Genomic DNA, 23597 nt, shown 5'->3' with positions numbered 1-23597 from the left:
GTATGCTTATGTTAACTTTTAATACTTTAGGAGTATTTCATGACTGCATTCCAATCACAAGTAAATCGCCAATGGTGGCGCCGGTAGGAAAGCAGCTTTTCGGTTAACGGACAAGCTGTGACGACAGTATTGTCCCAACCGGCTTCTTCGTAATGGTTAAAAGTCTGTTTGGGTATAACACAACACCCAGGCAGACTTTTTTTATGCCCAAAAACCTGCCTGGGCATGCAATTTAAGGGAGAGAATGATGAATAAACGTCTATTAACCGTCACATCGGTTATTCTTGCTTTCTTGGTTTTTGCCTTCTTTACCGAAGGCCAGACCAGCGGAAAGAAAACGACTAAAATGCCAACTGTTGGGATTCTTCAATTAGTCACCCATCCCGCCCTCGATCAAATTCACGAGGGTGTCGTGGCCGGCTTAAAAGCCGGCGGTTACACGGATGGTAAAAACGTGAAGATTGCTTATCAAAACGCACAGGCCAACCAAGCCAATCTAAAAACGATGGCACAGGACTTTATTAATAAAGAAGATGATCTGACTGTCGGCATCGCAACCCCTGCCGCCTTGTCACTTGCACAAGCTGCGAAGAATCAATCACCCGTTGTCTTGGCTGGAATTACCAACCCCGTTGGTTCTAAATTGGTCAACTCACTGTCACACCCTGGCAAAAACGTGACCGGTGTGGCTGGTGACTCGCCATACCAACAGCAAGCCGCTGTTATTAAGGAAGTGCTGCCAAAGGCGAAGACCATTGGTATCATCTCCACAACCTCGGATTCCGGTGGCACCTATAACGCTGCTCAAATGAAGAAAACGCTTCAAAAGTCCGGCTACACCGTTAAATCCTATACCATTTCGTCAACCAACGACATGCTCCAAGTCGCAACGACAATGGCAGGTGAAGTCGATGCCATTTATGCCCCACAAGATAACTCCGTTGCAACGGCGATGAAGACGCTAGTTTCTGCCGCAAAAGCACGCAACGTTCCGGTTATCCCATCCAATGATACGATGGTCGCCGACGGTGGACTTGTGACCTATTCGCAATCACAGTATCAGGTCGGTTACCAAGCAGGTCAAATGACCGCTCGTCTGTTAAAGGGTGAGAAAGCTTCCTCGATGGCTGTTCAGACGGTTAACAAGGGAAATTACGCCATTAACAAGCAAACGGCTGCTGATTTAGGGATTACCTTACCCGAACACATCGTCGCTGATGCAAAAGCAAATAAGGAGGCCTACTAATGTCAATTATTGTTTCGTCCATCTCTCAAGGAATCCTCTGGGCCGTCCTTGGGGTTGCCTTGTACCTGACTTTTCGGATTCTTAACTTTGCCGACATGACGGTGGAAGGCTCCTTCCCACTTGGCGCCTCGACTGCCGTTTCCTTAATCGCACACGGCGTCAATCCCTTCTTAGCGACTTTGGCCGCCCTCTTTGTCGGTGCAGTCGCTGGTTTTATTACCGGTATTCTTTATACAAAGGGGAAGATTCCAATTCTTTTGGCCGGTATCTTAGTCATGACCGCCTGCCTTTCCATTAACCTGCGGATCATGGGATCGGCCAACATTTCACTCTTGGACCAAAAAACGATTTTCTCCGTTCCTTTCTTATCCGATTTGCCGAAGTATTTTGATGGCGTTGTCCTCGGGTTAATCGTCATTTCGCTCATTTTAGGTTTTCTCATCTGGTTCTTACAAACCGAACTCGGCCAAGCCTTTATCGCGACTGGCGATAACCCTGTGATGGCCGCTGCCTTTGGTATTAAAACCGACCGGATGACCATTATGGGCCTCATGGTTTCCAACGCCCTCATCGCCTTTGGTGGTGCGGTTATTGCACAAAACAACGGCTTTGCCGACATTAACATGGGAATCGGTATCATTGTGATCGCCTTGGCCTCCATCATCATTGGTGAAGTCGTTTTCGGTAATCTTTCCTTGAATCAACGACTCATTGCGGTTGTGATTGGTTCCATTATCTATCGTTTGGTTTTGCTAGCCGTTTTGCAACTTGGTTTCTCAACGAACGATCTAAACCTCATTTCATCCATTATCTTGGCCATCGCGATGATGCTGCCACAGGTTCGAAAGTATCTAAAACTGGACAAAGTCCTTCACTTGGGAGGTAAGACAAATGACTAAAGCTGTTTTTTCATTAAAGGACGCCACCGTCACTGTTCCAAATGGCACCACGATTTTAAACGATTTAAATCTCGACATCTACCCCGGAGACTTTATTACGGTTCTTGGGACAAACGGTGCTGGAAAGTCGACACTCTTTAACGTCATTTCCGGCGACCTACCATTAACTGCCGGTTCGGTCGAACACGAGGGACAAGATATTACGCAGATGCCTGCGGTCAAGCGAACTTCCTTTCTGGCCCGTGTTTTTCAAGATCCCAAGCTCGGGACCGCACCGCGAATGACCGTCGCCGAAAACTTACTGCTAGCTGAAAAGCGAGGCAGCAAGCGGACGTTAAAAAACCGTCAATTAACCAACGAAAAATTGACCACCTACTTTAACTTAACCAAGACCATGGGAAATAACCTCGAAGACCGCCTTCAAACCGCCACTGGCTCACTTTCTGGTGGACAGCGTCAAGCCCTTTCCTTTTTAATGGCAACGCGCGTCAAGCCCGGCTTGCTTCTCTTGGATGAGCATACGGCCGCACTTGATCCGAAGACTTCGGACCAACTGATGGCCGCAACGAATCATCAGGTGAAAGATAATCACTTGACGGCTTTGATGATTACGCACAATTTGAAAGATGCCCTCACCTATGGCAACCGTCTGATTGTGTTAAACGCTGGAAAAATCGTTCTCGACGTCAAAGACGAAGAAAAAGATCAGCTATCCGAAGCCGATTTATTAACTTATTTCGTTCATTAAACTAAACGCACTAAAAAAGTCCCGCTGGAACGCATATTGTTCCAGCGGGACTTTTGGTTGTTAGAAATCAAAGGGATTTTCCTCTGAGTTAATCTTATCAAAGACCTCAAAAAGATGATCCCGTTCGGTAATTTTATACTTTTTGATTTTGCGATCATAGACCACTTCGGATTGCACCGGCTCCCCCTGCTGCAAATCAGTCAAAAACTCCCGAATGGCCGCGATGTCGCGCTGCACCGTTTTCTGCCCAATAAAGAAAAGATCTTCAATCTGTTCGACCGACATGGCCTGCTTGGAAATCAAAATTGAATATAAACGCAAAATGCGTTGCTTGTCGTTAAAAGCATTCTTTTCTCGTGACATGGTTTACTCCTTTGCTTATTGTAGCAAAAAAAGACCTGGAGACCTAGTCATTTTATTCAAAGAAAAAACAGGCCAAATGGCCTGTTTTCATTTAAACGGAGCGACGTTGGAAAATCAGATAAGTGAACAGGTAAAGTACAACTAAGTAGAAGATGTAAACTGCCCAAACAACCCAGACATCGGTTCCAAAGAAGTTCATCATGTATTCGTTTTGGACCTGTCGGCCATTAAACTGTGACAAGAAGGCTTCCACCGTCAAGGGGTTCCAACGCAAAGGTTCCCAGAACTGCACTAAGAAAGTCGTAATGGCAGCAATAATTGACGTTGCTACGGAGAGGACAATCCCAATTGAAACGGCCGCTGCCGTTGACTTAACCAAGTTGGAAACCAACAAAACAATGGCGAAGAAGAAGAGCGTCATAATCACGTCCATGACTTGATTGAACAAGAAGGGCTGCCAATCAATGCTCGTGCCCGTTGAACCATTAATCATTTGGAAAATCAAACGACCAGCAAGTGTTCCAAGAACCGCCGAAGTCAAAACCAAGATGTATTCAAAAACAATCATGATTATTTTCGAAACGAAGATTTCTAAGCGGGAATACTGACGAGATAACAATGGGCGAATTGTCCCGTAATTAAACTCTTGTGTAAAAGTCAAAGCTGAAATAACGGAAGCGGCAATGGCCACGACAATGCCCGCACCACCCAAGCTATAGTAGCCGACCAGCTGTTGGTCCGTCGGCACTAAGGTAGTTAAGACAATAATTGGTAAGATAAAAGCGATCAATGCCCAGACATAGAAGCGGTTTTGCTTCACGGCTTTCATCCATTCCTGTTTTAATAAAGTATGCATAGTTTCTCCTTAAATCAACACTTAGGCACGGTCGCGATCGCTGTCGGAAAGAACTTCCATTAAGTGATCTTCCAAATTAACCGTTGCCGTCTGGATATCTAAGACGTCCACATTGATTGCGGTGGCCTTTGCTAAGACAGCTTGAGCGTTCACGCCATCGTCAGCCGTGATCAACACTTCGTCTTGATCATTTTCCTTAACTGACCAACCCGCTTCTTCGGCGGCTGCCACCATCGCCTGGTTATCGGAAGTCTTCACCTTAACCTGGGCCTTGTCTTCTGAAAGAAAGTCAGCCATGGATGTTTTACGAATGACTTTTCCTTTGTTAATAATGACCACGTCATCAGCCAACCGTTGCAATTCATCTAACAAATGAGAAGAAATGAGGAAGGCGATTCCTTGATCCGATAACTTTTGAATTAAGGCGCGAATTTCTCGGACCGACTGTGGATCCAAACCATTCATTGGCTCATCCAAGACGACCAGCTTTGGCTTGCGAACCAAGGCAATGGCGATGCCTAAGCGTTGCTTCATTCCAAGTGAGAAATGCTTGGCCTTACGCTTCCCGAAGTTTGGACCGTCAATCCCTGTCAACTTCATTAATTCATGAATGTCTTCTGATTCCTTTGCATCCATCGCATAGTACTTCATGTGATCTTCTGCCGTGAAGTTTGGGTAGATGGCAGGGTATTCAATTAAGTTTCCCATCTTGGCCAAGGCCTTTGTCTTTGAAAACTTGACTGGCTGGTCGTCAAAGCTTACCTCGCCGGAATCAAAGCGCATCAATCCGGTCATTGCGCGCATGGCCGTGGACTTACCAGCCCCGTTAGGACCAATCAAACCAACAATTCGTCCGGGTTCAACAGAAAATGATACGTTGTCTAAAGCCTTATAAGAACCAAAGTGCTTTGACACGTGTCGGAGTTCTAATAGTGACATATGTTCGGTCTCCTTTTGTAAACGCCCTCTGCCCATCAGATGGGCTTTAACGTCTTTTGAGTTGGTCCTATTATAACAAAGGCAGACGACTTGATGGTAAATTCACCCAAGCTTAAACTTTCCATAAAAAAACTCCCCTTTCGGGGAGCAATTCAATCACCAGGTCCCTAGTACGGGAGAGAAGGTATAAATTAGGTTTAGAGAGAAGTATTTATAGTGACTAGGAACCTGGTTTCTTGATATATTGCTATATCATGTTTCTCATTATGGTTCTTAGAGATTAAATTCAAGTTAAAACATCTGCTGATTTTTTTAAATTTTAGTAAAAAGCTCCAAATCAATGGATGAACTACTTAACACTTCCCAAGAAATACTTCTTCTTACCACGGCGTACGAGCACATACTGCCCTTCATAGGCACTTTCGGGCTTCACTACGGCGTCCGTGTCGGTTACCTTTTCGCCATTAATCCGAATGGCCCCGTTCGTTACGTCTTCTCGCGCCTGGCGCTTTGACTTTTCAATTCCAGCAGTCACCAAAAAGTCGACAATGTTTTGTTCGGCACTTGACGTTTCAAAGCCTGGAACACCGGAAAAGACATCTTGAATTTGCTGAACACTCAGTTCGGCAACATCACCTGAGAAAAGGGCCTTTGAAAGTGCCTCGGCTTCATCAACGGCAGCTTGTCCGTGAACGAAGGCCGTCACCTCTTCGGCCAAGCGTTTCTGACCCAAACGAGCACCTGGGTTTTCGGCGACTTCTTTTTCTAATTCTTCGATTTCTTCCTTTGATAGGAAGGTAAAGTACTTCAAGTACTTCACAACGTCAGCATCCGCTTGGTTGTACCAGAATTGGTAGAACGTATAAGGTGACGTTTTTTCGGCGTTCAACCAAATCGCGTTTCCTTCGGACTTACCAAACTTCTTGCCCGTTGAATCCGTCATCAACGGAATGGTCAACCCGAAAGCAGGCGCATCATTTCCTTCGATCGTATGAATTAAGTCCACACCAGAGGTAATGTTTCCCCACTGATCCGAACCACCGATTTGCAGTCGAACGTTTTCTTCTTGCCAAAGGTGCAAAAAGTCAATGGCTTGCAAAATTTGGTAAGTGAATTCAGTATACGAAATCCCTGTCTCCAAACGCGATGCCACCACGTCCTTTTTCAACATCACGTTAATCGAGAAAAGCTTACCGTAGTCGCGCAGGAAACTTGGCAAAGACATCGTGTTCAGCCAGTCGGCATTGTTGACAATCTTTGTCCCGTTTTGTCCAAAGAGCTTGGTGACCTGCTCGGCAATCCCTTTCTCGTTTGCCTTTAGCTGTTCTTCTGATAAGAGCTGCCGTTCCGTGGTTGGGCGGGGGTCCCCAATTGAACCAGTTGCGCCACCGACGATAATGACTGCCTTACCACCCGCATTTTGAAAACGCTTCAAGACCATGAAGGGAATCAAGTGACCCAGGTGAAGGGAATCAGCGGTTGGATCGGTTCCAACGTAGGCACCAATTTGCCCCTCCGCCATTGCCTTTAACAAGCCATCCTCGTCCGTGACCTGGTTTAAAGCACCACGCCATTTCAAATCTTCAATAAAATTCATGTCATTCCCCTTTGCTTTTTTATTAAAACAACTAAAAAAAGTCGTCCTAATCCACTTGGATTAGGACGACTCTGACCGCGGTACCACCTAATTTACCCCCTACTGGGGTCGCTTTAAATGGCCTTAACGCGGCGCTTACGTCATTTCGTTTCGTTGTGTACCTGAAAAGGTTGGACTGACTCACAGCTCCCGTCAGCTCTCTTTTTACCAGTGCCTTTTCGCTCTGCAACAATGATAGCTACATTATAGCATAAAGCCTCTCCAGCGTTCTCGCGACTTTAATTGGTCTATTTTGTAATTTTTGACATAGAACATGTTTTTCCTTACAATATAGGTAGTACTTAACATTTTTCGGATACAAAATTACAGGGTATGGTATTTGTTTGATTCGCCTTGCTAACATTCTTTGTTGGCGTTTTTGTTTGAATAGCAGGAGCCAATCACGATGAAAATTGCACTGATCGGTGCTGGACCACGTAATCTAGCCATTCTTGGACGGTTACTTTTTACCGTTAACACAAAAGCAACTTATGAAATCGACCTTTTCGATCCCAGCCCCATCGGTGGTCGTGTTTGGGACCCTTACCTCAAAAATAACCACGCCTATTTAATGAATTCTTTCGCCAACCAAGTCACCTTGTTTGACGACTACCAATTACTTGATCACGAGGTGCCAATTGCCCGCCCCAGTCTCTTAACCTGGGCTCAGACCGTTGCCTTTGACTACCTGGATGACCATCCAGAATACCCAAAAGCCTATCGCGATGAAGTGTTAACGCTGATTTCATCCAACACCTTTGCCTCTCGTGGCCTTTTTGGTGTCTATGCCGCTTGGTATTTTGGAGAATTGCAATCCGCATGTCCAAAAAATATCACGATTCGCTTTCACCAAACCGAGATTACGGACATGAAGAAAGGCCCCCGTCGCTTTAGCTTGACGGGGCGGTACGGCTTTGAAGGTAAATATGATCGCGTTGTTTTGGCGCCTGGCCATCTTGATAATCGTTTGAATGAAAAACAGCGGGCCCTGGCTGACTTTGCCAAAAAGCATCACTATGCCTACTATCCAGCTTCGCACCCTGCCGAAAACGACTTTTCAAAGATTAGCGAGAAGGATACGGTGCTGATTGAAGGCTTAGGCCTTTCCTTCTTCGATGTCTTATTATCGTTGACTGGTGGAAAAGGCGGCAGTTTCGTCACAAACAACGACGGATCACTCTCTTACCGCCCTTCCGGCCATGAGCCGGCCATCGTAGCCGGTGCATTTAATGGCTTGCCACCGCGAACCAAGGGAGCCAATCAAAAAGAAGCCTCACAGGTTTACCAACCCCATTTCTTTACCCTTGATCGCTTAAAGGCAGAGGCCAACGATAACCTTGGTAAGATTCCTTACGATGTCTTTATGCGGATTTTAAAGGAAGAGCTGACCTATAAGTACCTGTATAATCAGGTCCAGCAGCTCGCATTGCCAAGCAATGTCTCCAAAGCAGAGATTATGCATTTCCTCTTGGATCCGTCCAACTGGTCAACGATTAATCAGAAATACCATCTGCAACTCGATACTGACCTCGATTGGGATGAGCTTGTCTTTCCAGCCTTTAGCTGGCAAACGGATGAAGAATTTAATAAAAATATCAAAAAACATATTCATGATGATATTCTTTCTGCCCAACTCGGAAATGATTGGTCGCCATTAACCGGTGCTTACTACCTTTTGCGCGACATGCGCGATACCATCCGAACTCTCTACAACGAGAATTACTTCTACACGTCTGGCTATGAACAGATGCTTACAACCTTCCGGGCCTTTGATAACCAGTTATCGGCTGGCCCTCCACTTGTTCGGATGCAGCAGCTCTATGCTTTGATGGAGGCCGGCATTGTTCATATCGCAGGACCTGACTTTAAGACTGGTTTTGGTCACGGAAAATTTGTTGCAACCGACCGGTATAAGGAACACTTTGAGGGAAACGTGCTGATTGAGGCCCGTCTATCTGAAATCGATTTCACAATCGCTAGATCGCCATTAATTCGATCGCTTGCAAAACAAGGGTTGATTCGATCCAATGATCGTTTGCATAAAGCGGACGGTACCCCTCTTCTGCCAAACACGATCAAAGTCGACTTAGATACCTTAACGGTTCTCGATAATCATAATGATCCTGTCAACGGGTTCTTTGTTTCTGGTATTCCACTTGAAGGTGAGCGCTGGTTTAACACAGAAATTCCGCGTCCCTATGTCAATACATTGATTTTTGAAGAGTCGAAACGTTTGGTGAACGCTCTCTTAGCACGGCATCCACATATTCATCGTCTCCTAACAAAAAAGGACTGAAAAATTTCAGTCCTTTTTTTATGCCTTGAGAAAGGCGATTTTCATTTGATCGACCTGTTCATTATCAAAGTCTGCGATGCCATGATGACCGCCTGTTAGCCAGTAGGTTTTTGCTTGCTTACCAGTCAGGGCTTCATAACGCTTGACCATTTCAACACTCTGTTGAAATGGCACGACTTGGTCTGCTGTCCCTGCCATTGCAAAAAGTGCTGGCATTTCTTTGGTGAAGTAGTTTGCGGGGTTCCCCTGACTAACACCAATTGGATTTTCTGTCACTTGATGACCACCCAACGCTAAGCCTTCAAATGAATTAGGCTCGCCCGACTCTTTGTATTTCGGTTGAATCCCTGCTTGCTGAAATTCTTCTTTAAACTGGTCAAACTCATATGGACCATAAGAGGCGATGACCTTTTGGATCGTCGGCACTTGACCGACGTCATCCTCCAACCCGTCAGCATAGCCAAGCTTAACGCCAGCAGAAACGGTGGCAGCGGTTAGGACTGCCAATTGCGCACCAGACGACTCACCCGTTAAATAAATACGATTTAAATCAAGTCCCCACTCTTGCGCATGCTTTTTTAAATCAATGAGCACCGCACGGACTTCTGCGACCTGTTTTGGAAAGGCATAGTCTTTTTCAGAAATCAGACAATAATTCATTGTTGTGATGGCAATTCCTTGCTCGGTCAACCGCAGCATCGGGCTCAACTTTTCCGATGACTTTCGTCCGCGCACGAGTCCCCCACCCTGTAAATCAAGTAAGATGGGCATTTTATCAGTCTGTTTCTTAGGAAAGTAGAGATCGTACTTTTCGAAGTTTCTCGGCCCATACGGGCGGTCTTTAAGGATTTTCCCAACACTTTCTAGGACGAAAACACCGGCAAAAGTGACTTTTTGGTCTTTAAATAGCATTTTGTGTTCCTTTTTGTTTCACGTGAAACAAAGCGCACTAGTGTTTCACGTGAAACATTTTTAAAGAAAAAGCTAAACCGACGGTTTAGCTTAAGTAATTAACAACCTTCTTAAGGATTGCTTAATCTTTTCCATTCTTCCGATTATCAAAGAGATAAACGACCAACAACATAATCGTTGCCAGGTTTGCAGCGACCAAAGCAACATCTTCCGCCTTGAACACCCATGAGGCGATTGAAATAAATAATAAAACAAGTGCTGCGATCGCAGTATATACCGTCGTGACTTTCATCAGTTACTTCCCTTCTTTTCCATTCTTTAACAACTGAATCATTTCTTCTTGCAAGGCAATGTTTTTTTTCACTAACGCATTGTTTTGCTTTTGAAGTGCCTGCATGTCGAGCGCATCTTGATGGGGTTCATCATAACCCCATTTTTCCTGTTCCGATCCAATTAACCAGTTATTGATAAACTCAATAAAGTAAAAGACCGCCAGGGCGATGGCTAAAAGTGTTAACGCTGAAGTTAAGAAATCCGATAACGCATTCCAGGTACTGGTAAAGTTAATCGGATGACTGGGCTGGACGAGCCAACGCCAAATGGCCGAAAAGAAATGGAAAAGTGTACTAACCAATTCCTTCACTGACGAGCCAAAGGCGTTACCAACCACAACAGAAATCACAAAAGTCAGCAAGTTCGGCGCAAAAAGAAAACGGCGAAAGGAAATCATTCCCTCCGATGACTTTTTAAGGAAGCGTTCCTTTTGTTCCTGGAACTCTTCGCTTTGTCGAGCTCTAAATCGCATAATGCCTCCATTGATTCTAATATTACGTTCATGACTATTATACGTCAGATGACACACTTTAAAAAGCCTGAGGCCAAGACTTTCAAATAAAAAAGCCCGCCGAAGCAGACTGTCCTTATTTTTTCAAAAAACCGTAACGATGGAAGGCATAAGTAGCCGCCACCATCAGTAAAATCATAATAATGATCGTCACCCACCAGCCGGATGCATGGTTGGCAAAGGGCAGGTAATCGACGTTTTCACCATAGAAGCCCGATACCACAGTTGGTATCGTAAAGACGATCGAATAAACGGTCAAGACTTTCATCGTCCAGTTCAAGTCGCGGTTTCCAAGCGTCCCAGTGGCCTTGGTCACAGCGTTAATCACTTCCATGGCCAACCCCGCCATATCACGAGCCTGCTCAACCTCAACGCGAACGGCATCCAACAGATCAAGATCATCTTCTGACACGTGACTCTGATAAGAGCGCCGAATCTGATCCAGCATAATCAAGTTGTTGGCCAGCGAGTTTTGGAGATAAATCATTTGAATTTGTAGATGGAGCAAATCGTTGGTTTGCTTGGTCAACTGCTTTCGATTACCAAACTGGGCCTGAATGGCACGCCGCTGACGGTTGATTTCCGTAATTTCTTCTCCGTACATGGTCATCAATGGATAGATACCAGTAATCAGAAATTCGAAAACAGACAGATGCTCGTCATCCGGCCGATGCCCATCGATTTTACCCGACAGCATCTCTTTTTTCATATAATCGGTTGGCCGGTGCGCAAAGGTGTATAAATCACCATGGACCAAAACAATGCCAATTGGACGAGTGAGCACGGGTTCGGGTTCGGCAGAAATGATGTCCAAAATAATCAACGCCTCGTCCGCATCCGGATCAAATTCCATCCGAACCGATTCGTTATGATCCGTCGCATAGCCCAACATTTGCTCCGTTAAGCCATGCTTTTGCAGTAGTTGCTCACGGTAATCTTCAGACATGTTCGTCACATGGTACCAACGGAAGTTGGGGTTTTCTTTTAACATTTCAATCATGGTGCCCCACCCCTTTTAAAATATCAAGAAAAGTCGCCCTTAACGCTTCTTTGAACGGGTTGCCTTACGCAACTTACGTGCACGGGCCTTCTCCTTTTCACGCGCGGCTTCTCTTTCCTTTTTCAACTTGAAAGGATTTTGCAAGAAGAAAGTTTGAATCATCTGGAAAAGGTTACCAACTACCCAATAAAGCGAAACGGCGGAAGGCACAGCCAAAGAAGTAAAGAAGATAATGAATGGAAAGACGAAGGGAAGAATCTTCGTCATGGCGTTTTGTTGTGGGTTGGCCTGTGTCGACAACCAAGAAGACCCAAAGGTAAACAAGGCAGCCAAAACTGGCAAAACAAAATATGGATCCTGGTTCCCAAGGTTCAACCAAAGAAATGAACCCGAACGCAAGACAGATGAGTTATGAATTCCCTGGTAGAGGGCAATCAAGACAGGCATCTGCACGAGCAAAGGTAACATGGATGCAAAAGGTGAAACGCCGTGTTCCTTATAAAGAGCCTGTTGCTCTTGTGCAAGGAGCGTGCGCGTCTCAGTGTCGCGACCAGCGTACTTTTCCTGAAGGACTTTTAACTGCGGTTGCAAAACCTGCATCTTCTTCATGGAGTCCATTTGGTAAACCATCAATGGCAGAATAAAGAAACGGATGAAAATCGTAAAGAGAACGATTCCCATCCCATAAGATGCCGAAAACCAGGAAGAAACACCAAGAATCGATCGAATAAAGAAAGCAACAAAGCCGCCCCAAAGACCAGTGCCAGGAACGTGCCCATCGTACGACAGATCAGCTGCAATAATTCCGACGATTGCCAGTCCCGCTAAGAGTAGTGGCAACCAGCCAATTGTTTTAACCCATTTGTTAATCTTTGCCATGTGATTCATCCTTCAGTAGTTTTGCTAATCCCAAAACATGGGTGAGTTGTTTTTTGATAAAGGCCTGCGATTCGCCAGCAACACTTGGCCGTGCAATCACAAGAATATCGCTTTGTTGATCAAGTAACGGTTTTAGCTCAAGCATTGACTGCCGAATTCGCCGTTTGACGTGCACCCGGTCGTGGGCCTTCCCAATTTTTTTCCCAACGGATAAGCCGAGACGGAAATGTTTTTGGTTTTCTTTTTTCAAACGGTAAACAACAAAGTACTTATTTGCCACGGATTGGTGGTGATCAAAGACTTGTTGGAATTCTTCTGGCTTTTTAATCCGAAATGACTTACGCATAAGTTTCCACCTAAATTCTTATGTACGCAGGAAGTCCTGCATGAATCAATGAAAATAAAAAGGCCACTGCAAGCAGCGACCTGTTTAGGCAGATAATACCTTGCGGCCCTTCGCGCGGCGGCGAGCCAAAACCTTACGACCGTTGCTCGTTAACATACGCTTACGGAAACCGTGTACGCGTGCGCGATGACGCTTCTTTGGTTGGAATGTACGCTTCATTAGGATTTACCTCCATTAACTATTTGTCTGCAAATTTCTTTGCAATTCGAGATTAATCATACCATGGATGGCCCAGCCTGACAAGCAAAGCAAGCGAAGTTCAAAAAGAAATCCTATATAAAGGAAAAAACTTATCCACGGACTTATGCAAGTTCAATCCAAAGGGCTTGCATAAGGGGCGGAAAAAATCGCGTTATCCCGCTCTTTTACACAACTTATCCACATATCCACAGGCTGTGGATGTTTTTCTGTGGAAAACGTTGATAAGGAGAAGAAAGTGGATAAAGTCGCCATTCTTCCTGTGGAAAAGTCTTGGGATTTGTGGATAAACCGAATTTTTGTTCCCTTTTCTATCCACAAAGCCCTCTTTTTTTACCCACTTCTGGGGATTTCTTTCCTTTTCTTTTCATTTCTGTGGAAAACTAGGCTTGGTCTCTTTTTTTTGCTATACTATTTTTAACGAAACAACCCTTCCTCATATCACATTTTTGGAGATTTTCATGTCTGACAACCTCAACTCAACCGAATTATGGGACAAAGTCAGTTTTTCACTCTACCAGGACCTTGGCGCCATTAGCTTCGGCTCCTTCGTCGATCCCCTGACCCCCGTTGGTATTGAAAGTAACCGTTTCATTTTAAAGGTACCAGGCGAATTTGCAGATAAGATTATCGATCAGTGGAACACGGAAATTGCCATGAAATTTGTTGAGTACGCTAACAAAGAAACTGGTAAGTTCATTCGACCAGAATTCCAAAAGACCGATGACAGTAACAACTTGCAAGAAAGCCCAGCAACATCGGCTGCAAAACCTTTAGAAGAAAGTGAACAACACATTCCCTTCTCACAAGATGCCGGGTTAAACCCCGACTTTACCTTTGACCATTTCGTTATTGGTTCAGGTAACGAAAATGCACGGGCCATTGCCCAAGCAGTGGCCGAAGGTCCTGGAAAAGTCTATAACCCCTACCTCATCTACGGTGGTGTCGGACTTGGTAAGACCCACTTAATGCAAGCCATCGGAAACAAGTACGCCAAAGACAATCCCAACGCGCGGATTAAGTACGCAACTGCCGAAGACTTCCTAAACGATTTTACGAACTCGCTTCGTAAGGGTGGCGATACCAATGCCACCGCCCTCTTCAAAAAGACCTACCGTTCGCTCGACATGTTACTTGTCGACGATATCCAGTTCTGGGCCGGCAAACCACAAGTGCAAGAAGAGTTCTTTAATACCTTCAATGCCTTAACAAAAGCCAACAAACAGATTGTCATGACCTCGGATCGTTATCCAAACGATATTCCCGATTTGCAAGACCGACTGAAGTCCCGCTTTGAACAAGGGATTACATCGGACATTCAAAAGCCCGATGTCCAAACCCGAGTGGCCATTCTAAGAAATCTTCAGGACCAAAATGATTTGGACATTCCAAACGACGTTCTTCAATTAATTGGTGAATCCGTCGACGACAACGTTCGAACATTGGAAGGTGCCTTTCACAAGTTCGAAGCAAAGATTCGCTTCATGAACAAACCAGCAACCATTGAAACCGCTAAAAGCATTCTGGATGAGATCAACGCCAACAAAAAAACGGTGGTAACGGTTGATCGTATTCAACAGGTCGTTGCCGCCTACTACATGCAGACGGTTGATGACATGAAGTCAAGTCGCCGCCAATCAGACTTGGTCATGGCAAGACACGTTGCCATCTACCTCACGCGAACGATGACCGACATGTCCTTGCCGCAAATTGGCCACGCCTTTGGTGATCGTGATCACTCTTCCATTTCACACGCCTTTACCAAAATCGAAGAGCAAGTCGAAAAAGAGGCACGCATGAAGGAAATGATCCAAGCCTTGGCCGAAGACATACGAAACGGCCAATAAGGCTGTGGATAACTTGCTCGTTTGAGCAGCACTTTTACACGGACTTATCCACAGGCAAAAGGCGACCATTCCGGGCCTTCTTCGCTAATCCCCGGAATCCGCAGCCCTTATTACTATTACTAGTTATTTATTACTCTATTTATTTATTAACTGCACCTGCCACAAAGGAGGCCATGTGCTATGAAATTTACGATTAATCGACAAGCTTTTATCAAAGCCCTAAACGATGTCTCTCGAGCAATTTCATCGAAAACGACGATTCCAATTTTGACCAACTTAAAATTGGACCTTCAAGATGATCAATTAGTCCTAACCGGATCAAATGCTGACATCTCGATTCAAATGACTTTGACAGCGGCTGATACCGCTAATGAATTAACAATTGAATCAACTGGTGGGATTACTTTACCAGCAACTTTTTTCATTAACATCGTCAAGCATTTGCCAGCAGCAAACATGACTTTGTCAATTGAGGGGCTACAAGCCTTAATTACTTCTGGTTCCGCCTCCTTTAAAATTAATGGCCAACCAAGTTCGGCCTATCCAAAATTACCAGAACTAAACGAAACGAAGTCCTTAAAGCTATCCGCAGCACAGCTAATCGAATTGATTGCCCAAACGAAGATTTCTGCTTCTACTCAAGAGAGTCGGCCAATCTTAACGGGTATCCACTTGTCCCTGTCTGGTAATCAAATCAAAGCCGTCACGACAGATTCCCACCGTTTGTCACAACGAATTATTACCCTAGTTGGTGCGGAAAGTGTTGATGAGGCTTCCGTGATCATTCCAGCCAAGGCCTTTAACGAATTACAATCGCTTTTGGAAGGGCAAAACGTCGTCGAGGTTAAGCTCTCTGCTAACCAGGCAGTCTTTACCTTTGGTAATACGACCTTCTACTCACGCCTCCTTGAAGGAAACTATCCTGAAACGGACCGGCTGATTCCATCCGAAGCCAACACGGAAATTGAAATCGATGCTGGTGTTTTGTCCGGTGCCATTGACCGTGCCTCACTTTTGTCTCACGAATCACGAAATAACGTGGTTTTGTTGACCATTAAGGATCAGCAGGCGGAACTGTCTGGAAACTCCCAAGAAGTTGGTCAGGTCAAGGAAGCACTTTCGGCTGACAAAATTAGTGGCGACGACTTGGAAATTTCCTTTAACCCTGATTATGTCCGTGACGCCCTCCGTGTTCTACAAGGAAAGACGGTTGAACTGAAGTTCACGACAAACTTACGACCATTTATCATCATTCCTGAAGGTGAAACGGATAATAAGCAACTTCAGCTGGTCACGCCTGTTCGAACATTTTAAGAAAAAGACCTGAAAGGGTCTTTTTTTGTGCTATAAAGCAATTGACAAATTTTTACTAAAAGAGGAGAAAGTCCCCAAAAAGAACAAAATGAGCTAAAAAAGCCTCCTAGGGGTAAATAAGGATAAGTATGGTATAATAACAAGGTAAGTCTGTAAGAAATTAGGGGAAAAATATGGCCGAGCGCTTGGCGATTACAACAGAGTACATCACCCTTCAGCAATTGCTGAAAATTGAAAACATCATCCCTTCTGGTGGACAGGCAAAAGCCTATCTAGCAGAAGCGGAGGTTTATTTGAATGGTGAACCTGAAAACCGCCGGGGCAAGAAGCTGTATCCTGGTGATCAGATTAAAACGGCTGGGCAAGTTTTTGAAATTGCAGAGGAATCGGATGAAGAGATGAAAGAACGGGCTGAAAAGGCCGCCATCCTCGCCCGTTTCCAGCAAAACAAAAAGCCAGCTAAAAAAACTGGACAGACTAAAAAGAAGTCGGGGCAGAAAAAGACTTCGAAAAATCGCCCAACTGGTCCCGCTTCGTGGAGCTAAAAGAGCTTAAGCTCAACCATTTTCGCAATTATGATCAGGCTGACCTAAAGTTTCAATCAGGTGTTAACGTCTTTTTAGGACAAAATGCCCAGGGAAAGACGAACTTGCTTGAAAGTATTTACGCTTTGGCCCTTGCCCGTTCGCACCGAACAAAGGTCGATCGAGACTTAGTCCAGTGGGGACAAGATCAGGCTCGAATTGCCGGAATGGTTGAAAATCGCTTTGGGAAACTTCACCTTTCATTGTCATGGTCGAATAAAGGGAAGCAAGCGCGGGTCAATCACCTCGACCAGTCTCGTTTATCAACCTATATTGGTCAGTTAAACGTCATCCTCTTCGCCCCAGAGGACCTCGACTTGGTCAAGGGCCCGCCCGCTGTACGACGTCGATTTATTGATATTGAGTTCGGCCAGATGAACCGAACCTACCTTCAGTTATCGACTCAATACAAAAAAGTTCTCAAAGATCGTAATGCCTATTTAAAGGCTTGGTCCTTCGGGGGCAAGAAAGATCAGGTATTTTTGGATGTTTTAACGGCGCAACTAATTGAATTAGCTGCCAAGTTAATGCTCTTAAAAAAGCGGTTTTTGACGGAGCTTGGGCAGGCTGCCGCCCGGATTCATGGCGAAGTGGCGAATCAAAAAGAAGCGCTGGTCCTGTCTTACAAGACCGCGGTTGACCGGTCTCAGTTGACCGACTTAGAAACGGTCAAGCAGGCGCTGGACGCTGTTTTTAAAAAGCAGGCCGACCGTGAAAAAAAGCAGGGAACGACTTTGGTCGGGCCACACCGGGATGACTTTGTCATTGAGGTCAATGGTGTTGACGTGTCGAACTTTGGGTCACAGGGGCAGCAACGAACGGCGGCCCTCGCTTTGAAACTTGGTGAAATTGACCTGATGCACCAAGAAACCGGGGAATACCCGGTCCTATTACTAGATGATGTGCTATCAGAGCTGGATGCCTCCAGGCAGACCCATCTACTGATGACCATTGAAAACAAAGTACAAACCTTTATTACCGCACCCTCCCTTTCCGAAGTCGCTCGGTCATTGATCAAAGAGCCAAAAGTTTTTTTGGTCAAAGACGGAACCATTGAGGAAGAACAGCACTAGGAGGCAAGAGGAGAATCATGGCTGAAGAAGAAAACAAAGCAATCGAAGCGGTTTCGGCTGAAGATATCGAAAACGCAAGTAAAATGACCACCGATGCTGACGCTTATAATGCTGATCAGATCCAGGTTTTGGAAGGTTTGGAAGCCGTCCGTAAGCGCCCTGGAATGTACATTGGAACAACGACGGCACAGGGCCTCCACCACTTGGTTTGGGAAATTGTCGATAACGGAATTGATGAAGCCCTCGCAGGTTTTGCCTCACACATCACCGTGACGATTGAAAAAGATAATTCCATTACGGTGACCGATGATGGGCGTGGAATCCCGGTTGATATTCAAACAAAGACTGGCAAGCCCGCACTTGAAACGGTCTTTACCATCTTGCACGCCGGTGGAAAGTTCGGTGGCGGCGGTTATAAGGTTTCCGGTGGTCTCCACGGTGTTGGGGCCTCTGTCGTGAATGCCCTTTCGACGAATTTGGATGTGCAGGTTGTCCGTGACGGACAGCTTTATTACATGGACTTTGAAACGGGTCGTGTTAAAACGGCCATGACGAAAAAGTCCGGCGATCTCCCAATTGAACGTGGAACGATTGTCCACTTCAAGCCAGATCCTGATATTTTCCAAGAAACCACGGTTTATAATTACCAAACACTCTTGTCTCGTGTTCGTGAATTGGCCTTTTTGAACAAGGGCTTGCGAATTTCAATTACGGATAAGCGTCCGGATGAACCTTTGTCCGAATCTTTCCATTTTGAAGGTGGAATTAAAGAATACGTTTCCTATTTGGATGAAGGCAAACAAGTTCTCTTTGACCAACCGGTTTACGTGGAAGGCGAAGAAAACGGCATTGTTGTTGAAGTGGCCTTGCAATACACCACGGAAGTGAAGGAAAACTTGAAGACCTTCACGAACAACATCAACACCTATGAAGGTGGAACGCACGAAACCGGCTTTAAAACCGCTTTGACTCGTGTGATTAACGATTATGCTCGTAAGAAGAACATGATCAAAGAAAACGGTGATTCCTTGACCGGTGAAGATGTCCGTGAAGGAATGACGGCCATCGTTTCCATTAAGCACCCCGACCCACAGTTCGAGGGCCAGACAAAGACGAAATTAGGAAACTCCGACGCCCGTCAAGCGGTTGACCGGATGTTCTCTGAAACCTTTGCCCGCTTTATGATGGAAAACCCAACGGTTGCCAAGCAAATCGTTGAAAAAGGATCACTTGCGCAAAAGGCCCGTTTGTCCGCCAAGCGTGCCCGTGAGATGACGCGGAAGCAGTCCGGTTTGGAAATTTCCAACCTGCCGGGTAAGTTGGCTGATAATACGTCAAAGGAACCTGAAATTTCAGAACTTTTCATTGTCGAGGGTGACTCGGCCGGTGGTTCTGCAAAGCAAGGGCGTAACCGTTTGACACAGGCGATTTTGCCAATTCGTGGAAAAATTTTGAACGTTGGAAAAGCCTCGCTTGACCGTGTTTTGGCGAACGAAGAAATCCGTTCCCTCTTTACGGCGCTTGGTGCCGGCTTTGGAAAAGACTTTGACGTTTCCAAGGCAAACTATCACAAAATCATCATCATGACCGATGCCGATGTTGACGGTGCCCACATTCGGACACTGTTGCTGACGCTCTTTTATCGCTACATGCGCCCAATGGTCGATGCTGGCTATATTTACATTGCCCAGCCGCCTCTTTACGGTGTTTCCCTCGGAAATTCGAAGAACATGACCTATTTGGATTCCGATGAGGAATTGACCGATTACTTGGCACAGCTGCCATCGAACGCTAAACCAAAGGTTCAGCGTTATAAGGGTCTTGGTGAAATGGATTACGATCAGTTGGCCGACACGACCATGGATCCTGCCAACCGTCGCTTGCTGCGGGTTGATCCTGCCGATGCGGAAGAAGCGGATTCTGTTATCGATATGTTAATGGGTGGTGATGTACCACCACGCCGTCAATTTATCGAAGATAACGCGGTCTATGTCCAAGATCTTGATATTTAAGCTACTGCTTGATTCGGAGTAAGAAATGCCAGAAGAACAAGATAGTCGTATTAAAAACACCCACCTATCGGAGCAGATGAAGACATCCTTCTTGTCTTATGCGATGTCTGTTATCGTTGCTCGTGCACTGCCCGATGTGCGTGATGGAATGAAGCCCGTTCACCGTCGAATTTTGTATTCGATGATTGAACAGGGAAACACTCCTGATAAACCCCACAAGAAGTCTGCCCGTATTGTTGGTGACGTAATGGGTAAGTATCACCCCCACGGTGATTCTGCCATCTATGAATCAATGGTCCGAATGGCACAGGACTTTTCTTACCGTTACATGCTAGCGGATGGACACGGAAACTTTGGTTCGGTCGACGGTGATTCCGCTGCCGCCATGCGTTATACCGAGGCCCGTTTGTCCAAAGTCGCCATGGAAATGGTTCGTGACCTCAATAAGGATACGGTTGACTTTGTACCGAACTACGATGGTGAAGAACGTGAACCGGAAGTTTTGCCGGCTCGTATTCCAAACCTTCTGGTCAACGGTGCAACGGGAATCGCGGTCGGAATGACGACCAACATCCCAACCCACAACTTGGGCGAAGTGATTTCGGCCCTCCACATTTTGATGGGGAATCCGGAAGCCACGACGGCTGATTTGATGGAAGCATTGCCTGGTCCTGACTTTCCTACCGGTGGTATCGTCATGGGAAAGGCCGGTATTCGAAAGGCTTACGAAACGGGTCGTGGAACGATTACCGTTCGTGCCAAAGTCGATATCGAACAAACAAAGACAGGTCGCGAACAGATTATTGTGACCGAACTGCCCTACGCCGTTAACAAGGCGCGCCTGATCGAACGTATTTCCGAATTGGTTCGTGACAAGAAAATCGATGGGATTACGGCAATTCGTGATGAATCAGATCGTGATGGTCTGCGGATTTCCATTGATGTTCGACGGGATGCTTCGGCTTCCGTGATCTTGAATAACCTTTACAAGCAAACGCTTTTGCAGACTGGTTTTTCATTCAACATGTTGGCCATTAGCCACGGAGCGCCAAAGACTCTTTCCTTGAAAGAAATCTTGGAAGCTTACTTAGAGCACCAACGTTCCGTTGTGCGTCGTCGAACACAGTTCGACTTAAAGAAGGCGGAAGCCCGCGCGCACATCTTGGAAGGGTTGCGAATTGCCCTTGATCACATTGATGAAATTATTCATATTATTCGTTCTTCGAAGACGTCAGACGAAGCGAAGGGCCGTTTGATCGACGGTTACGACTTATCAGACAAGCAGTCACAAGCGATTTTGGATATGCGTTTGGTTCGCTTAACCGGACTGGAACGTGACAAGATCGAAGACGAGTATCAGAAATTAATCGCCTTGATTGCCGATTTGAAGGATATTTTGGCTCACCAAGAACGAATTGATCAAGTGATTTATGATGAATTGCTTGAAATTCAAAACCGTTTTGGTGATGCTCGTCGTACCGAATTGCAGGTCGGTGATGTGACAAGCATCGAAGACGAAGATTTGATTGAAGAAGAAGACGTTATCGTCACGTTAACGCACAATGGATACATTAAGCGCGTTGCTGCTTCTGAATTCAAAGCGCAAAACCGCGGTGGTCGTGGTGTGCAAGGGATGAACTTGAACGATGAAGACTTTGTTGCGCAATTAGCCAACTTGTCGACGCACGACTCACTCTTCTTCTTTACAAATAAGGGGAAGGTTTACCGGATGAAGGGGTATGAAATCCCTGAGTACGGTCGTTCGGCCAAGGGAATTCCGGTGATTAACCTGTTGAACTTTGATCAGGATGAAGGCATCCAGAGTCTCTTGACGGTTCACGGAAACCCGGCGGAGAGTGAAGATAACCTATTCTTTGTCACACGTAAGGGTGTGGTCAAGCGAACGAAGGTGCAAGACTTTGCCAACATTCGAACTTCAGGATTAAAGGCGTTGACACTTCGTGAAGACGATGAAATCTTGAAGGTTTTGGAAACGGATGGTCAGCAAAACATTATTATTGCCACACATAATGGTTATTCCGTCACCTTTGCTGAAGAAGCCGTTCGTTTGATGGGACGTGCTGCAGCAGGTGTTCGTGGTATCAACCTCCGTGAAGGTGATGAAGTGGTCGGAGCTGACATCTTGATGAATGATCAAAACGTTTTGGTCATCACCGAAAAGGGATACGGAAAGCAGACCGCAGCGAGTGAATACCCAGTGAAGGGTCGTGGCGGTAAGGGTATCAAGACCGCGACAATCACTGAAAAGAACGGACCGTTGGCCGGCATGGTCACGGTGGATGGTGACGAAGACATCATGGTGACAACAAACTATGGTGTGATGATTCGCTTTGCCATCGCCGATGTTTCGAACACGGGTCGTTCAACGCAGGGTGTTCGTTTGATTCGCCTAGAAGATGATGCGAAGGTTGCAACATTTACTAAGTTGGAACCAATGGAAGCCGAAGAAAATGAAACGGCTTCTGACGAAACAACAGAAGAATAAACGATCAAAGTAAAAGTCGTTGGGACATTGTCCCAACGACTTTTTTAGTGAATATTAACCGGTTCTGCTAGCCCTTGTTTGTTAGTCGGCCAGCGTAGTGCCTGTCGAAGTGCTCCAGCATAGTGACGCGAAACTGGAATCTGATGGCCAGTCACCATTGTCAGAGAATGTTTACTTGGCTGATAGAGATGGAGGTAGGCAATGTTGATCACGTAAGAAGAATGAACGCGGTATAGATTTTGGTGGTAGGCAGCTAAATCACGCATCGAGGCACGAATGCGCGATTGATGGTCGACTTCGTGGATGATCAGATGATGGCTGCCACTGTCCGTTGTGAAATAAACGATTCGTGTTAAATCAAAGAGTCGAGTGCTCCGACCATCTGGCAGACGAATCGGCACTGGACGTAAATTGAGAATTCGGCGAAGATTTGAATTCGCCTTTGAAATCGCACGTAAAAGCCGATCAAAGAAACGAGCGTTAAAATCCTGTTTGATAATAAAGTCGATCAGGCCGACTTGGGCCTCAAAGCAACGTGCGGCCATCGCCGCGTTATCTGACATCATGATGAGCTGAGCATCGGGATCTTGTTGACGAATCAATTGTGCCGTCTGCAAACCAGCTGACTCGTAACCGCGAATGGCAGAATCCAAAAGAACAACCTGTCCTTTCTTCACTCGGCCAAGGGCATGAAGGAGGGCGGAAGGTGTTTCAAAAAAGATTGGTTGATTCAAAACTTTCTTTAATAGACGACGGGCATTGCCATTGTCCGACAGAATGTAGCAAGGCATAGGCGAGCTCCTTTCAAACGAAATAAACTACCTACATTATACGAAAGAAATGGTCGAAAAGTGGATAATTATTTAAAAAAATCAATAAATAGAGAAAAATAATAAAAATATTAAATAAAATAAAGTAAAAAGTATAATAAAAAAGGATTAAAGAAAATAAATCAAAAAGTCCAATAAAAAAAGCAAAAAAACCATTGACCTGCCCCTGCAAAGTCAGTATACTAATTATTGTTCCTTGCGAGGGACTG

General features: G+C 45.6%; 22 protein-coding genes. 10 read left to right on the top strand and 12 right to left on the bottom strand.

The genetic code is table 11. The annotated features are described in order from the left end of the window. Positions 1 to 247: 247 nt before the first annotated feature. From trpX to G6R30_RS00100, 3 genes are read left to right on the top strand one after another with little or no spacing between them, the layout of a single operon-like run. Positions 248 to 1246: a tryptophan ABC transporter substrate-binding protein gene (gene trpX / locus G6R30_RS00110; RefSeq protein WP_213820281.1), complete on the top strand. Its 999-nt coding sequence runs from the start codon at positions 248 to 250 to the stop codon at positions 1244 to 1246. Beyond that, entirely contained in the window at positions 1246 to 2145 is a 900-nt protein-coding gene (locus tag G6R30_RS00105) for an ABC transporter permease (RefSeq protein WP_213820279.1), read from the top strand. The genes trpX and G6R30_RS00105 overlap by 1 nt, the downstream gene beginning before the upstream one ends. Then, positions 2138 to 2893 carry an ABC transporter ATP-binding protein gene (locus tag G6R30_RS00100; protein ID WP_213820277.1) on the top strand — a complete coding sequence of 252 codons (756 nt, stop codon included), beginning with the start codon at positions 2138 to 2140 and terminating at the stop codon, positions 2891 to 2893. Before G6R30_RS00105 ends, G6R30_RS00100 begins: the two co-directional genes overlap by 8 nt. A gap of 60 nt (positions 2894 to 2953) precedes the next feature. Here G6R30_RS00100 and G6R30_RS00095 read toward each other — a convergent pair whose 3' ends face one another. The 4 genes from G6R30_RS00095 to tyrS all read right to left on the bottom strand — a co-directional run bounded on the left by G6R30_RS00095 (position 2954) and on the right by tyrS (position 6648). After that, positions 2954 to 3256, bottom strand: coding sequence for a kinase (locus tag G6R30_RS00095; protein ID WP_213820275.1), 303 nt, complete (start codon positions 3254 to 3256; stop codon positions 2954 to 2956). 91 nt (positions 3257 to 3347) lie between these two features. After that, a complete protein-coding gene (locus G6R30_RS00090) occupies positions 3348 to 4112 on the bottom strand; it encodes an ABC transporter permease (RefSeq protein WP_213820273.1) in 765 nt (254 codons plus the stop codon). Positions 4113 to 4133: 21 nt separating this feature from the next. Then, positions 4134 to 5051 carry an ABC transporter ATP-binding protein gene (locus tag G6R30_RS00085; RefSeq protein ID WP_213820271.1) on the bottom strand — a complete coding sequence of 306 codons (918 nt, stop codon included), beginning with the start codon at positions 5049 to 5051 and terminating at the stop codon, positions 4134 to 4136. Between the two features lie 349 nt (positions 5052 to 5400). After that, positions 5401 to 6648: a tyrosine--tRNA ligase gene (tyrS, locus tag G6R30_RS00080; protein ID WP_213820269.1), complete on the bottom strand. Its 1248-nt coding sequence runs from the start codon at positions 6646 to 6648 to the stop codon at positions 5401 to 5403. A 445-nt stretch (positions 6649 to 7093) separates the two neighbouring features. Here tyrS and G6R30_RS00075 point away from each other — a divergent pair, with 445 nt between their 5' ends. Continuing rightward, positions 7094 to 8983 (top strand): FAD/NAD(P)-binding protein, encoded by a 1890-nt coding sequence (locus tag G6R30_RS00075; RefSeq protein WP_213820267.1) that lies wholly within the window; start codon positions 7094 to 7096, stop codon positions 8981 to 8983. Positions 8984 to 9001: 18 nt separating this feature from the next. Here G6R30_RS00075 and G6R30_RS00070 read toward each other — a convergent pair whose 3' ends face one another. The 7 genes from G6R30_RS00070 to rpmH form a co-directional block, all read right to left on the bottom strand. Then, positions 9002 to 9895 (bottom strand): alpha/beta hydrolase, encoded by an 894-nt coding sequence (locus G6R30_RS00070; RefSeq protein WP_213820265.1) that lies wholly within the window; start codon positions 9893 to 9895, stop codon positions 9002 to 9004. A gap of 121 nt (positions 9896 to 10016) precedes the next feature. After that, positions 10017 to 10187: a hypothetical protein gene (locus tag G6R30_RS00065; RefSeq protein ID WP_213820263.1), complete on the bottom strand. Its 171-nt coding sequence runs from the start codon at positions 10185 to 10187 to the stop codon at positions 10017 to 10019. 3 nt (positions 10188 to 10190) lie between these two features. Beyond that, complete coding sequence (locus G6R30_RS00060) at positions 10191 to 10700, bottom strand: MscL family protein (RefSeq protein WP_213820261.1); 510 nt, start codon at positions 10698 to 10700, stop codon at positions 10191 to 10193. 115 nt (positions 10701 to 10815) lie between these two features. Next, a complete protein-coding gene (locus G6R30_RS00055; RefSeq protein WP_213820260.1) occupies positions 10816 to 11739 on the bottom strand; it encodes a magnesium transporter CorA family protein in 924 nt (307 codons plus the stop codon). A gap of 39 nt (positions 11740 to 11778) precedes the next feature. Beyond that, positions 11779 to 12618 (bottom strand): membrane protein insertase YidC, encoded by an 840-nt coding sequence (locus G6R30_RS00050; protein ID WP_213820258.1) that lies wholly within the window; start codon positions 12616 to 12618, stop codon positions 11779 to 11781. Next, positions 12605 to 12964 carry a ribonuclease P protein component gene (rnpA, locus tag G6R30_RS00045; protein ID WP_213820256.1) on the bottom strand — a complete coding sequence of 120 codons (360 nt, stop codon included), beginning with the start codon at positions 12962 to 12964 and terminating at the stop codon, positions 12605 to 12607. The genes G6R30_RS00050 and rnpA overlap by 14 nt, the downstream gene beginning before the upstream one ends. An 84-nt stretch (positions 12965 to 13048) precedes the next feature. Further along, positions 13049 to 13189, bottom strand: coding sequence for a 50S ribosomal protein L34 (rpmH, locus tag G6R30_RS00040; protein WP_213793221.1), 141 nt, complete (start codon positions 13187 to 13189; stop codon positions 13049 to 13051). Positions 13190 to 13683: 494 nt separating this feature from the next. Here rpmH and dnaA point away from each other — a divergent pair, with 494 nt between their 5' ends. The 6 genes from dnaA to gyrA all read left to right on the top strand — a co-directional run bounded on the left by dnaA (position 13684) and on the right by gyrA (position 22558). Beyond that, positions 13684 to 15069, top strand: a complete 1386-nt coding sequence (gene dnaA / locus G6R30_RS00035; RefSeq protein ID WP_213820254.1) for a chromosomal replication initiator protein DnaA — start codon at positions 13684 to 13686, stop codon at positions 15067 to 15069. A 180-nt stretch (positions 15070 to 15249) separates the two neighbouring features. After that, the gene (gene dnaN, locus G6R30_RS00030; protein WP_213820252.1) at positions 15250 to 16383 is read left to right on the top strand and encodes a DNA polymerase III subunit beta; all 1134 of its coding nucleotides are present in this window, start codon (positions 15250 to 15252) and stop codon (positions 16381 to 16383) included. A gap of 173 nt (positions 16384 to 16556) precedes the next feature. Then, positions 16557 to 16928 (top strand): S4 domain-containing protein YaaA, encoded by a 372-nt coding sequence (yaaA, locus tag G6R30_RS00025; RefSeq protein ID WP_213820250.1) that lies wholly within the window; start codon positions 16557 to 16559, stop codon positions 16926 to 16928. Beyond that, positions 16919 to 18040, top strand: coding sequence for a DNA replication/repair protein RecF (recF, locus tag G6R30_RS00020; protein WP_213820248.1), 1122 nt, complete (start codon positions 16919 to 16921; stop codon positions 18038 to 18040). The genes yaaA and recF overlap by 10 nt, the downstream gene beginning before the upstream one ends. A 17-nt stretch (positions 18041 to 18057) precedes the next feature. Further along, entirely contained in the window at positions 18058 to 20052 is a 1995-nt protein-coding gene (gyrB, locus tag G6R30_RS00015) for a DNA topoisomerase (ATP-hydrolyzing) subunit B (protein WP_213820246.1), read from the top strand. A 25-nt stretch (positions 20053 to 20077) separates the two neighbouring features. Continuing rightward, positions 20078 to 22558: a DNA gyrase subunit A gene (gene gyrA, locus G6R30_RS00010; protein WP_213820244.1), complete on the top strand. Its 2481-nt coding sequence runs from the start codon at positions 20078 to 20080 to the stop codon at positions 22556 to 22558. A gap of 44 nt (positions 22559 to 22602) precedes the next feature. On the opposite strand, the gene G6R30_RS00005 is transcribed toward gyrA, so the two are convergent. Further along, a complete protein-coding gene (locus tag G6R30_RS00005) occupies positions 22603 to 23349 on the bottom strand; it encodes a LytR/AlgR family response regulator transcription factor (RefSeq protein WP_213820242.1) in 747 nt (248 codons plus the stop codon). Positions 23350 to 23597 lie beyond the last annotated feature (248 nt).

It is taken from the genome of Fructobacillus parabroussonetiae, from assembly GCF_018437265.1.
Classification (GTDB): Bacteria; Bacillota; Bacilli; order Lactobacillales; family Lactobacillaceae; genus Fructobacillus; species Fructobacillus parabroussonetiae.
The sequence above is the reverse complement of the archived record's forward strand: the minus strand, read 5'-3'. Positions and strand labels throughout refer to the sequence as shown.